The organism is Arthrobacter sp. UYNi723 (assembly GCF_054057635.1).
This window is the reverse complement of the sequence record NZ_JBSRZM010000015.1, coordinates 94,787-107,708: the sequence shown is the minus strand read 5'-3', so window position 1 is coordinate 107,708 and position 12,922 is coordinate 94,787. Positions and strand designations below refer to the sequence as shown.

10 protein-coding genes are annotated in these 12,922 nt (G+C 65.3%); 3 read left to right on the top strand and 7 right to left on the bottom strand.

Annotation, left to right across the window (positions count from 1 at the left end; translation table 11 throughout):
• The 4 genes from zwf to tkt form a co-directional block, all read right to left on the bottom strand.
• The coding region (zwf, locus tag ACVWY0_RS13230) for a glucose-6-phosphate dehydrogenase (protein ID WP_485837097.1) at positions 1 to 1,166 on the bottom strand (1,166 nt) is incomplete at its 3' end.
• Between the two features lie 15 nt (positions 1,167 to 1,181).
• Positions 1,182 to 2,816 carry a glucose-6-phosphate isomerase gene (locus ACVWY0_RS13225; RefSeq protein WP_485837096.1) on the bottom strand — a complete coding sequence of 545 codons (1,635 nt, stop codon included), beginning with the start codon at positions 2,814 to 2,816 and terminating at the stop codon, positions 1,182 to 1,184.
• 6 nt (positions 2,817 to 2,822) lie between these two features.
• Positions 2,823 to 3,938, bottom strand: a complete 1,116-nt coding sequence (gene tal / locus ACVWY0_RS13220) for a transaldolase (RefSeq protein ID WP_485837095.1) — start codon at positions 3,936 to 3,938, stop codon at positions 2,823 to 2,825.
• A gap of 23 nt (positions 3,939 to 3,961) precedes the next feature.
• Positions 3,962 to 6,079, bottom strand: coding sequence for a transketolase (tkt, locus tag ACVWY0_RS13215; RefSeq protein WP_058932515.1), 2,118 nt, complete (start codon positions 6,077 to 6,079; stop codon positions 3,962 to 3,964).
• A gap of 510 nt (positions 6,080 to 6,589) precedes the next feature.
• On the opposite strand from tkt, the gene ACVWY0_RS13210 reads away from it, so the two are divergent.
• Positions 6,590 to 7,549, top strand: a complete 960-nt coding sequence (locus tag ACVWY0_RS13210) for a heme o synthase (RefSeq protein WP_485837094.1) — start codon at positions 6,590 to 6,592, stop codon at positions 7,547 to 7,549.
• A 273-nt stretch (positions 7,550 to 7,822) separates the two neighbouring features.
• On the opposite strand, the gene ACVWY0_RS13205 is transcribed toward ACVWY0_RS13210, so the two are convergent.
• From ACVWY0_RS13205 to ACVWY0_RS13195, 3 genes are read right to left on the bottom strand one after another with little or no spacing between them, the layout of a single operon-like run.
• On the bottom strand, positions 7,823 to 8,767 hold the full coding sequence (locus ACVWY0_RS13205) for a COX15/CtaA family protein (protein ID WP_485837093.1): 945 nt from the start codon (positions 8,765 to 8,767) through the stop codon (positions 7,823 to 7,825).
• Between the two features lie 7 nt (positions 8,768 to 8,774).
• Positions 8,775 to 9,545: an ABC transporter permease gene (locus ACVWY0_RS13200; protein WP_485837092.1), complete on the bottom strand. Its 771-nt coding sequence runs from the start codon at positions 9,543 to 9,545 to the stop codon at positions 8,775 to 8,777.
• Positions 9,542 to 10,510 (bottom strand): ABC transporter ATP-binding protein, encoded by a 969-nt coding sequence (locus ACVWY0_RS13195; RefSeq protein WP_056339818.1) that lies wholly within the window; start codon positions 10,508 to 10,510, stop codon positions 9,542 to 9,544. The genes ACVWY0_RS13200 and ACVWY0_RS13195 overlap by 4 nt, the downstream gene beginning before the upstream one ends.
• A gap of 106 nt (positions 10,511 to 10,616) precedes the next feature.
• On the opposite strand from ACVWY0_RS13195, the gene ACVWY0_RS13190 reads away from it, so the two are divergent.
• Positions 10,617 to 11,459 (top strand): helix-turn-helix transcriptional regulator, encoded by an 843-nt coding sequence (locus ACVWY0_RS13190; RefSeq protein WP_485837091.1) that lies wholly within the window; start codon positions 10,617 to 10,619, stop codon positions 11,457 to 11,459.
• On the top strand, positions 11,459 to 12,922 hold the full coding sequence (gene sufB / locus ACVWY0_RS13185; protein WP_485837090.1) for a Fe-S cluster assembly protein SufB: 1,464 nt from the start codon (positions 11,459 to 11,461) through the stop codon (positions 12,920 to 12,922). Before ACVWY0_RS13190 ends, sufB begins: the two co-directional genes overlap by 1 nt.

Sequence of the window (12,922 nt, the reverse complement as noted above, 5' to 3'; positions counted from 1 at the left end):
CGCTTGAACACCACCGCGATCTCGGTCACGCGGCGGCCCAGCCGCTTGCCCGCCCGCAGGTAGAACGGCACGCCGGCCCAGCGGCGGGTATGGATATCGACCCGGATCGCGGCGAACGTCTCCGTCTTCGAATCCGCCGGGATACCCTCTTCTTCCAGATAACCCTGGACCTGTTCCCCGCCCTGCCAGCCGCCGGCGAACTGCCCGCGCGCCGAATGCGTCGACAAATCCTCCGGGAGTTTCACCGCGGCGAGGACCTTTTCCTTCTCCGCCCGCAGGTCATCGGCGTTGAAGGAAATGGGCTCCTCCATCGCCGTCAAAGCCAGCAGCTGCAGCAGGTGGTTCTGGATCACGTCGCGGGCCGCGCCCACACCGTCGTAATACCCGGCCCGGCCGCCCGTGCCGATGTCCTCGGCCATCGTGATCTGGACGTGGTCCACATAATTGGCGTTCCACAACGGCTCGAACAGCTGGTTCGCGAAACGCAACGCCAGGATGTTCTGGACGGTTTCCTTGCCCAGGTAGTGGTCGATCCGGAACACCGCGTCCGGCGGGAACACCGACTCCACAATGTCGTTCAGCTGCCGGGCCGAGTCCAGGTCATGACCGAACGGCTTCTCGATCACCACCCGCCGCCACTTCTCCCCCTCAGCCTGCGCCAGGCCGTGCTTGGACAGCTGCCGGCAGACCTGCTCAAACGCCTTCGGCGGGATCGAGAGGTAAAACGCGTGATTGCCCCGCGTCCCGCGCTGCTCATCGAGCTCAGCGATCGTGTCACCCAACCGCTCAAAGGCATCATCGTCGTCGAACTCGCCCTGGACAAAACGGATACCCTCAGCGAGCTGGTTCCACACCGCCTCATCAAACGGCGTCCGCGAATACGCCTTCACCGAGGCCTTCACCTCGGCGGCGAACTCCTCGTGCTTCCACGGACGGCGGCCGAAACCCACCAACGCGAAACTCGGCGGCAACAACCCCCGGTTCGCGAGGTCATACACGGCCGGCATGAGCTTCTTACGGGCAAGGTCGCCGGTCACTCCGAAGAGCACCAACGAGGACGGACCGGCAATCCGGTTCAGGCGACGATCACGGGGATCCCGGAGCGGATTCCGCCCTGATCGTCCGGAACGCGTCGCGGAATTCCTGCCGTTTTCAGTTTCTGGCATGTTTGCTGTTGAGCCTTAGTTTTCGGTGACGGAAGCTGACCGGGCTGCGAGTGCTGCAATGATCTCCTGCAGCTGTGCAACTCCGGCGGCGCGGTCGGTCAGGTGCAGTCGCAGGACGGGGCGGCCATGGCCGGCCAGGACCTGGGCGTCGCCCGCGGCCTGGGCGGAAATCAGTTCCCCGAACGTGAACGGACGGTCCGGGATGGCCAGGTCTTCCGCAGGAGCGGCCGTGACCTGGAGAAAGACTCCAATGGCGGGTCCGCCCTTGTGGAACTGCCCGGTGGAGTGCAGGAACCGCGGGCCCCAGCCAAACGTGACGGGACGGCCGCTTACGCCGGCAAGCGGGTCGCGGATGCCTTCCAGCCCTGCGAAGGCCAGCCGGTCAAAGTAGGCATGGACGCTGAGGTAGCTGTCGTCGTCGAGCGTTCCAAGGAGGGCGCCGACGGCTTCCTCCGCGGTGGCTGCCCCACGGAGCCAGTCACCGCCGCGGACCTCAATGGCGCCGTCCACGAAGGCGGCAGGGGTCGGTTCGGGCTGGGCATCCAGCAGGCCGCGGGCGGCAACCTTGGCTGCCTCCACGTCCGGCTGGTCATACGGGTTGATGCCCAGGAGGCGCCCGGCCACGGCAGTGGCGAACTCCCACACCATCATCTGGGTGGCCAGGCCGCCCGCGATGGCTACCTCGTTGTCACCGAGTTCGACGTCGGCATCCGCGGCTACCAGCCGCACCACCAGGACGTCCGCGGCGCCGGAGGTGACCTCCGGCGACGTGGGTCCGGCAACCACCGGCAGGACGCCGGTACCGAGCTTGCCGGTCGATTCGGCGATGAGCTGTTCGGCCCAGTCCGCGAAGCCCACAATGCCTGAGCCGTCCTCGGCGATGACAATCTTGTTGCGCAGCGGGTTGGTTCCGCCCAGGGCTGTTCCGAGGGCCAGACCGATGTTCTCGGCGGCGTCCTCGTTCAGGATCTCGGCGGCTTCCTCGGCCTCATCCAGGAAGGCCTGGATATCCACACCGGCAAGGCCCGAGGGGACCAGCCCGAATGCGGTGAGGGCCGAGTAGCGGCCGCCCACGTTCGGATCGGCGTTGAAGACGGCGCGGTAGCCGGCCTCACGCGATGCCTTATCCAGCGGGGAACCGGGATCGGTGACGATGATGATCCGGCTCTTCGCTTCGATGCCGGCCTCGGTGAAGGCGTGCTCGAAGATCCGGCGCTGGGAGTCAGTCTCCAGGGTTGAACCGGACTTGGACGAAACCACAATCGCGGTTTCGGCCAGCCGGTCTGCGAGGGCAGCACGGACCTGGTCGGGGTCGGTGCTGTCCAGCACTGTCAGCTCGACGCCAGCGGTGCCGGCGATGACCTCGGGAGCCAGCGAAGATCCGCCCATGCCGCAAAGCACGATGCGGGTCACGCCGTCAGCCTTGAGGGCATCACGGAGCTCGAGGATGCCGGCCACGAGGGCCTGTGAGACGGTGGCCGCCTCCACCCAGCCGAGGCGGACAGCGGACTCGGCCTCGGCGTCGGGACCCCACAGGGTGTGGTCCTTGGCGAAGATCCGGGTGGCGATGCGGTCCGCCACGAGGGCGGGCAGGTGCTGCTCGAGTGCCTGCTGCGCGGCACCGGTGGCGTCGTAGCTGAGAGTGCTCATAGTGGGTTAGGAGGCCTTCCGTGCGGCGGCAAGGGCACCTTCGACGTCGCCCAGGAGTTCCTTCCAGCTGGCCACGAACTTGTCCAGGCCTTCGGATTCGAGGAGGGCGACAACCTCGTTGTAGGAGATGCCCAGTGCGTCCAGCGCGTCCAGCGTGGCGTTGGCCTCGGTGTACGTGCCGGAGACGGTGTCGCCGGTGACGACGCCGTGGTCGAACGTGGCATCCAGAGTCTTCTCCGGCATGGTGTTCACGACGCCGGGGGCGGCCAGTTCGGTCACGTACAGGGTGTCCGGGTAAGCCGGGTCCTTGACGCCGGTGGAGGCCCACAGCGGACGCTGGGGGAGGGCGCCGGCTTCAGCCAGCAGTGCCCAGCGTTCGGTGGCGAAGAGCTCCTCGTAGACCTGGTAGGCCAAGCGTGCGTTGGCCACGCCTGCCTTGCCCTTGAGGGCCTTGGCCTCGTCGGTGCCGATGACGTCAAGGCGCTTGTCGATTTCGGAGTCCACGCGGGACACGAAGAACGAGGCGACCGAGTGGATCTTGGACAGGTCGTGGCCGTTGTCCTTGGCCTGCTCCAGGCCGGACTGGAAGGCATTGATGACCGCGCGGTAGCGCTCGAGCGAGAAGATCAGGGTCACGTTGACGCTGATGCCCTCGGCCAGCGTCGCGGTGATCGCTTCGAGGCCTTCAAGGGTTGCCGGGATCTTGATGTGGACGTTGTCCTTGTTGACCTTCTTGTACAGGTGCTTGGCTTCGGCAATGGTGCCGGCAGTGTCCCAGGCAAGGCGCGGGTCAACTTCGATGGACACGCGGCCGTCAACACCGTTGGTGGCTGCTGCCACCGGTGCGAAGAGGTCGCAGGCGTCGGCGACGTCGGTGGTGGTGATTTCGAAGATGGTCTCCTCGACGCTGGCGCCGGCTGCTGCCTGCGCCGCGATGATGGCGTCGTAGTCCGTGCCGGCCGTGATGGCGGCGTGGAAGATGGACGGGTTGGTGGTCACACCAACAACGTTCTTCTCTTCGATCAGCTTCTGCAGCGTGCCGGTCTCAAGGCGGCTGCGGGAAAGGTCATCGAGCCAGATGGATACTCCGGCGTCGGAGAGCTGCTGTGTAGGGGTAGTCATGGTGATATCTCCTAGAATCTGGTTCAGGCCTGCAGGCCAGCGAGGGAGTCCTTGGCAGCGGCGGCGACAGCCACCGCGGTGATGCCGAACTCCTGGAAAAGGCGCTTGTAGTCGGCGGAAGCGCCATAGTGCTCGAGCGAGATGGAACGTCCGGCGTCGCCGACGAATTCCCTCCAGCCCAGGGCCAGCCCGGCCTCGACGGAGACCCGGGCCTTGACGGCAGCGGGGAGCACGGACTCGCGGTAAGCGGCGTCCTGCTTGTTGAACCACTCCACGCACGGCATGGAGACAACGCGGGCAGCGATGCCTTCAGCCTGGAGGGCTTCGCGGGCCTGGACGGCCAGCTGGACCTCGGAGCCGGTGCCGATCAGGATCACGTCGGCGGGGACGGTGGCGCCGTCCTTGGAAGCTTCAGCCAGGACGTAGCCGCCCTTGGCCACACCGGAAACGGAACCGAACGTGTCGCCGTCGGCTTCGCTTTCACCACGGGCATAGGTGGGGATGTTCTGGCGGGTCAGGACAATGCCGGCAGGGTTCTCGTGGTTCTCCAGCATGGTCTTCCATGCCACCGCGACCTCGTTGGCATCGCCGGGGCGGACCACGTCCAGGCCCACGATGGCGCGCAGGGAAGCGAGCTGTTCCACCGGCTGGTGGGTGGGGCCGTCTTCGCCCAGGCCGATGGAGTCGTGCGTCCAGACATACAGGGACGGAACACCCATCAGGGCGCCGAGCCGGATGGCGGGCCGCTGGTAGTCGCTGAAGATCAGGAACGTGCCGGAGAACGCGCGGGTCCGGCCGTGCAGGGCAATGCCGTTCACGATCGATGCCGCGGCGTGCTCACGGATACCGAAGTGCAGGACCCGGCCGTAGGGGTTGCCGGACCAGGTATCGGTCTGCTTGGAGGCGGGCACGAACGACGGCGAGCCTTCGATGGTGGTGTTGTTGGACTCGGCGAGGTCGGCGGAGCCGCCCCAGAGTTCCGGCATGACCGGTCCGAGTGCGTTCAGGACCTTGCCGGAAGCGGCGCGGGTGGAGACGTCCTTGCCGGCCGGGAAGACCGGAAGCGCGGCGTCCAGGCCGTCGGGCAGTTCGCGGGCCTCGATGCGCTGCAGGAGTGCAGAGCCTTCGGGGTTGGCGGCCTGCCAGGCGTTGAAGGACTCTTCCCATTCCTTCTTGGCAGCGGCGCCGCGGTCCACGACGGAGCGGGCGTGGGCCAGGACTTCCTGGTCAACGTCGAAGGACTTGGCGGGGTCGAAGCCCAGCACGGACTTCAGGCCTGCGACTTCCTCTGCACCCAGTGCGGAACCGTGGATCTTGCCCGTGTTCTGCTTCTTGGGCGCCGGGTAGCCGATGATAGTGCGCAGCGAGATGATGGACGGCTTGGACGTCTCGGCCTTTGCGGCCAGCAGCGCAGAGTAAAGCTCCTGCACGTCCTCTTTGTATTCGCCGGTCTTGGTCCAGTCGACGCGCTGGGTGTGCCAGCCGTAGGCCTCGTAGCGCTTCAGGACATCCTCGGTGAAGGAGATGTCGGTGTCGTCCTCGATGGAGATGTGGTTCTCATCGTAGACAACTACAAGGTTGCCCAGTTCCTGGTGGCCGGCCAGCGAGGACGCCTCGGAAGTGACGCCTTCCTGCAGGTCCCCGTCGGAGGCGATAACCCAGATGGTGTGGTCGAAGGGGCTTTCGCCGGCCGCAGCATCGGCGTCGAACAGGCCGCGCATCCGGCGCTGGGAGTAGGCGAACCCGACCGAGGAGGCAAGGCCCTGGCCCAGCGGCCCGGTGGTGATCTCCACACCGGCAGTGTGCTTGTACTCCGGGTGGCCCGGGGTCAGGGAATCCCAGGTGCGAAGTGCCTCAAGGTCCTTCAGTTCCAGGCCGTAGCCGGACAGGAACAGCTGGATGTAAAGGGTCAGCGACGTGTGGCCGGGAGACAGGATGAAACGGTCGCGTCCCAGCCAGTCCGGGTTGCGCGGGTCGTGGCGCATCAGCTTCTGGAAGAGAAGGTAGGCGGCGGGCGCCAGGCTCATGGCGGTGCCCGGGTGGCCGTTACCGACCTTCTCGACGGCATCCGCAGCCAGAACGCGGATGGTGTCCACCGCGCGCTGGTCCAAGCTGGTCCATGACAGTTCTTGCTCTTCCAAATGTGGCACGAAAACCGGGCCCCTCTCTGTGCTGATGGTGGGCGGTACGCGGGATCCGTTTCGGGGCACGCTATGGTGCCCGCTGCGGTGTGTACCAGCCGTTCACCATCGAAACGTTGATCTATCATTCAGCAGGGCTATGGGAACGCGTTATCCAACGCTTTTCTGCCGCTTGCTGATCTGGTGACAGCTTAGCTCGATTCCACTCTGCGGTCAGCGCAAATCTCACCTTTTGGACGCAATTTCCCCTTATGTGAATCGCCATTTCGTGAGGTTGAGTTAATCTGCTCGAATCACCCTGCGCGCAATCATCAGGGCCTAATCAGGGGGCATCTGTTACAAATGCGCACGGTATGATATTTGGAGGCCGACGCCGGTGGCCGAGCCCTTTAGGGGCGGCGGCAGACCCGGGGCGTTGCCGGGACCTCTTCTGATGACCATTGGCGGGCTGCCCGGCGAACGGCCGCAAGACACAGCTGCTATGCCAGACAGAACTGCCAACCAGAACGGGTGACTGCCACCGTGAGCACAACAGATACGCCGCTTAATGCTCCCCGCACAAGAGGGGGAGCCGGGGTCGCCCGTAAGGCCAAGGCGTATTTCGCCCTCACCAAGCCGCGTGTCATTGAGTTGCTGCTGGTCAGCACCCTGCCCACCATGATCTACGCCGAGCGCGGCTTCCCGCCGATCGGTCTGATCCTGGCCACGCTGGTCGGCGGCGCGTTTGCTGCCGGCAGTGCCGGTGCCTTCAACTGCTACCTTGACCGCGACATCGACAAGCTGATGCACCGGACCGAGAACCGTCCGCTGGTCACTGGCGAGGTGACCCCGCGCGAGGCGCTGGTGTTCTCCTGGCTGCTCGGGGCAGCCGCCATTGTCATTCTCTGGTTCGGCGCCAACCCGCTGGCGGCGTGGCTCGGGCTGGGCGCGATCTTCTTCTATGTGGTCATCTACACCATCATCCTCAAGCGCCGCACCGCACAGAACATTGTGTGGGGTGGAGCTGCGGGCTGCTTCCCGGTGCTGATCGCCTGGGCCGCCGTGACCAACACCGTCGAATGGCCGGCCGTCATCCTGTTTATGGTCATCTTCCTCTGGACGCCGCCGCACTACTGGCCGCTTTCCATGCGTTACGGCGAGGACTACCGCAACGCGAAGGTGCCCATGCTTGGGGCAATTGCCGGCGCCAAGGTGGTTTCCGTCCAGGTGGTCCTCTACGCCTGGGCCATGGTGGCCTGCTCGCTGCTGCTGGTCCCCGCCGGTGGCGCGGGCTGGGTCTACACGGCTACCGCAGTGTTGGCGGGTGCATGGTTCCTGTACGAGTCGCACTCCCTCTACAACCGGGCGCAGCGCGAGGACATCTCGGACAAGCGCGCAATGAAGGTCTTCCACGGCTCCATCAGTTACCTGACGCTGCTGTTCATCGCATTGGCCGTGGATCCGTTCGTCGGATCAGCGATCATCGGTTAACAGCACCCCCACCCAACGCTCTCTCACTAAATGTGGGTTTTTTACCGACCCTCTCTCACCACCGGTGAAGGAGGGTCGCTTCTTTGTCTCCAGGAGGTACGGGAAGATCCCACGAAACACCACAGGCAGTGAGAGAGGGTCTGCCCACTTCCTGCATTAAGTGAGAGAGGGTCTGCCGATTCCATGCATTAAGTGAGAGAGCGTCCTTAAATGCGGGGTGCCACGGTTCGTTCGCGAACCGTGGCACCCCGTCGGGGCAAAAAGCGGTGGAGGTTACGTGACCGGGCTCGAACGGGCGAGGTCGGCGGAGTTTGTTGCCGCGCTCATCAGCAGCGCCGCCCCCAGCATGTGGGCGCCCACCAGCAACGCGGGGATGCCGTTGTAGTACTGGGTGAAGCCGATGACGGCCTGCAGCAGGGTCACGGCAAGCAGCAACAGGATGGAGGTGCGGAACGGGCCCTGGATCCGGCGGACAATCACCAGCACCAGTGCGAACAGTGTGCCGGCCGTGATCACGTACGCCGGAACGGCATGGATGTGGGAGAACAGGTCCCAGTCGAGGCCGTTGCGGGGAGCGTCGGCGTCACCGGCGTGGGGGCCGGAGCCGGTCACCACTACGCCGAGTATTACGGCGAGGGCGGAAAAAAGCCCGACGGCGGCAGCCACCGGACGCAGGACGCCCGGCAACGCGGGGAGCTGGACCCTGGCGTGGCGGCCCGTCCTGCCGTAGGCCCGGTTGACGAGCAGCGTGGCAATCACCACAAGGGCCATGGAAACGAGGAAGTGCAGGCCCACCACCCACGGATTGAGGTTGGTCAGCACGGTGATGCCACCGATCACCGCCTGTGCCGGGATGCTGGCCAGCAGGCCCAGCGCCAGCAGGAAGAGGTCCCGGCGCTCCTTGCGAAGGTTCCACAAGTACACAAGCATGGCCAGCGCAACCGCCGCCAGGGCAAACGTCAGGAGCCGGTTGCCGAACTCAATGAAGCCGTGGATCCCCATTTCGGCCGTGTTGACCAAAGAGGTCTCGGTGCAGCGCGGCCAGGTGGGGCAGCCGAGGCCGGATGCAGTCAGCCGCACCGCGCCGCCGGTCACCACCAGCAGCGTCTGGCCAACCAGGGACGCCACCGCGAGGCGGCGGACACTGGCGTCCACGGTTCGGGGCATCCTCGCGATAAGGCGGCCGGCGATCTGGGGGAGGCGTGAAGCCATGCTCACGGATATCTCAATTCCACTTGAACCAACGGATGGCTGCTGCTCCGGCAAGAACCGTCCAGAGCAGCAGGATAAGCGCGGCGCCGCCGTTCAACGAGCCGTGCAGGAAAGCTTCGCGCATGGCCTCGCCGAGTGCGCCGGAGGGCAGGTAGTGGACCGCTCCCTGCGCCAGTGCGGGCAGCCGTTCCGCGGGAATGACTATCCCGCCCAGGGCGCCCAGCAGGATCCACAGCAGATTGGTGATGGCAAGGGTTGCCTCGGGCCGGACTGTGCCTGCCACCAGGAGCCCCAGTGCGGTGAACGCCACAGCGCCCAGGGCCAGCAGCGACAGCCCAGGGAGCCAGCCGGAGGCAGGCGGCTGCCAGCCCAACGGAAGCGCCACCAGCGTCACCACTGCCACCTGGAGGCAGAGCACCGCGAGGACCGCCAGCACCTTACCCGCGATGAGGCCTTCGCGGCCCAGGGGTGTGGTGGACAGGAACCGGAGAACACCGTACCGCCGGTCAAAGCCGGTGGCGATGCCCTGCCCGGTGAAGGCCGTGGACATGGCGCACAATGCCAGGATGCCGGGGACGGCCACATTGATGCGGCTGGCTCCGAAACCGTCCAGGAAGGGAGTGACGGTGAGCCCCACCAGCGCCAGAAGCGGCAGGACGACTGCAAGGATCAGCTGCTCGCCGTTCCGGAGCATCGTCAGTGATTCGTACTTACCCTGCAGCAGGATACGGCGCAGCAGCGTGGCTGGTGCTCCCTGGGCGGCGGTGGCTGCGGGAGCCGTCATCGGATGTCCTTTCCCGAGATGTCCAGGAAGACATCTTCCAGGCTTCGTGCCGCCAGGCTCATGGAACCGGGCATCACGCCGTGGGCTGCCCACCAGGCGGTCAACGACGCGAGATCGCGGGGTGTCAGTGCACCCGAGGCCACGTAGCTTCCGGCCCGTGTTTCAGAGACGGCGATGGCATCGGGCAGCACGCCGGTGAAATCCAGCCCCGGGGGAGCCTCGAACACCAGGGTGCGGACGTGGTCGGTGCCGGCCTCCACAGCCGGGTCCCGCTGCAGCAGCTGGGAAACTGTTCCCTCGGCGACGTTCCTGCCGGCGTCGATGATGTACACGTAGTCCGCCAGCCGCTGGGCGTCGTCCATCAGGTGTGTTGTCAGGATGATGCCCATCCCGGCCGCCCGCAGTTCCGAGATCAGCTCGAAGACCAGTTGCCGGGACTGGGGATCCAGGCCGGCGCTGGGCTCGTCCAGGAAAAGGACTTCCGGATTGCCGATAAGTGCTGCGGCGAGGGCCAGACGCTGCTTCTGCCCACCGGAGAGTCTGCGCACGCTGGTCCTGGCGAAAGTATCAATGCCGAGCCGTTCCACCAGTTCGTCAACTGAGCGGGGCCGCGCATACATTCCGGCGATGTGCCGCAGAAGCGGGATGGGACGGGCCGACGGCGGGAGGCCGCCGTCCTGAAGCATGACGCCTACGCGGGACCGCAGGTCAGCGCCCGAACGGCCCGGATCCTGGCCGAGCAGCGAGATGCTGCCGCCGCTGCGCTTCTGCAGGCCCTGGGCGCATTCGATGGTGGTGGTCTTTCCGGCTCCGTTGGCGCCCAGGAGGGCCGTGACCTGGCCGCGTTCGGCCATAAGGGATACGCCGTTGACCACCCGGAGCATTTTTCCGTCCAGGCTGGCCAGCGGACCAACATCCTTAATTAACCCGCTGATGGACAGAACCGGGGATTCGGGGGATCGCACCCCAGCATTCTACGCGATGTAGTACTGGCGGCCCCGCAGTGGACCCGGGCAGCAGGTCAGCCTGACCTTACTAGTACGGGGGAGTAAATTACGACATGATTGTGTTGTGTATTCCATGACCAATGCTGCCGCTGTGCCGTTTGCCGGGCACCGAGCGCCGCGTACCGCCGCTGACCGCGGCCACGTGGCCGCTGTGCCGGTGGCGGACTCGGACGAGCGTACACGGGACCGGGTCCTTGGTGCCGTGCTTGAGCACGGCCCCATCAGCGCGGCGGAACTCGGCGACATGCTCGGTTTCACACCCGCCGCGGTCCGGAGGCATCTTGATCATCTGGCCCGCAGCGGGGTTATTGAGGTCAAGCGCGTGGCCAAGGCCGGCGCCGGCGCGGGACGTCCCGCCCGCCGCTACGTCCTGAGCTCGCAGGGCCAGTCCACGCTTGGCAACGATTACCTCGACATCGCTACCCTCGCGCTCAAGCAGCTCCAGGCAGTGGCAGGCGACGACGCCGTCCGCGCGTTCGCCGTCGAACGTTTTGCCGATATGGAACGCCGGTATGCACCCGAGGTCGAACAGGCCGGACCGGACATTACCGCCAGGGCGCAGGCACTGTCCGCGGCGCTGAGCCGGGATGGCTTCGTGGCGTCGGCTGCCTCGATAGAGGCCAAAGCCCCGCTGCCGGCAGCACTCTCCAGCGTCCAGCTGTGCCAGGGGCATTGCCCCATCCAGCAGCTCGCCGCCCAGTTCCCTGTCTTCTGCGATGTGGAGACCGAAGTGTTCTCCAAGCTGGTAGGCGTTGACGTACGCCGCCTGTCCACGCTGGCTCGCGGTGGACACGTCTGCACCACCCATATACCCACAGGCCGGCTGGCTGCCGGGGGACCCCGCGTCCCGCAGGCAGCCCCCGCCAGCCTGGATGAAGTAACCAACCATCAGCAAGAAAGGCCGTGATGACGGACCAACTATCAGAGAAAGCGGTAGCCGAAGACACTGTGATCTCGGAGATTCTGGAAAAGAATCCTGAGCTCCACGGCATCGGCACGTACGAGTACGGCTGGTCCGACAAGAACGACGTCGGCGCCAACGCCCGCCGTGGGATCAATGACGAGGTCGTCCGTGACATTTCGGCCAAGAAGAACGAGCCGGAATGGATGCTCGACCTCCGGCTCAAGGGCCTGAAGTACTTCGACCGCAAGCCCATGCCCACCTGGGGTGCAGACCTCTCCGGCATCGACTTCGACAACATCAAGTACTTCGTGCGGTCCACGGAGAAGCAGGCCGCAACCTGGGAAGACCTACCCGAGGACATCCGGAACACCTACGAGAAGCTGGGCATCCCGGAAGCTGAGCGCAGCCGCCTCGTCTCCGGTGTCGCAGCCCAGTACGAGTCCGAGGTTGTGTACCACCAGATCCGTGAGGACCTGGAACAGCAGGGGGTCATCTTCCTGGACACCGACACCGCGCTGCGCGAACACCCGGAGATCTTCAAGGAGTACTTCGGCACCATCATTCCCGTGGGCGACAACAAGTTCGCGTCGCTGAACACGGCCGTCTGGTCCGGCGGTTCCTTCGTGTACGTCCCCAAGGGCGTCCACGTGGACATTCCGCTGCAGGCATACTTCCGCATCAACACGGAAAACATGGGCCAGTTCGAGCGCACCCTGATCATCGCCGACGAGGACTCCTACGTCCATTACATCGAAGGCTGCACTGCGCCGATCTACACCTCGGACTCGCTGCACTCCGCCGTGGTGGAAATCATCGTCAAGAAGGGCGCCCGCGTCCGCTACACCACCATCCAGAACTGGTCCACCAACGTGTACAACCTGGTGACCAAGCGTGCCATCTGCGAAGAAGGCGCCACCATGGAATGGGTTGACGGCAACATCGGCTCCAAGGTCACCATGAAGTACCCGGCCGTTTACCTGGTGGGCGAGCACGCCAAGGGCGAGACCCTGTCCATCGCCTTCGCCGGCGCCGGCCAGCACCAGGACACCGGCTCGAAGATGGTTCACATCGCTCCGAACACCAAGAGCTCCATCATTTCCAAGTCCGTGGCCCGCGGCGGTGGGCGTGCTGCCTACCGCGGCCTGGTCCAGGTCCGTGAAGGTGCCAAGCACTCAGCGAACACCGTCCGTTGTGATGCGCTGCTGGTGGATACCATCAGCCGTTCGGACACCTACCCGTACATCGACATCCGGGAGGATGACGTGGTGATGGGCCATGAAGCAACTGTTTCCCGGGTCAGCGAAGAGCAGCTCTTCTATCTGATGTCCCGCGGCATGCGCGAAGACGAGGCCATGGCGATGATCGTCCGTGGCTTCATCGAGCCCATCGCCCGCGAACTCCCGATGGAGTACGCACTTGAGCTGAACCGCCTGATTGAACTGCAGATGGAAGGGTCCGTCGGATAA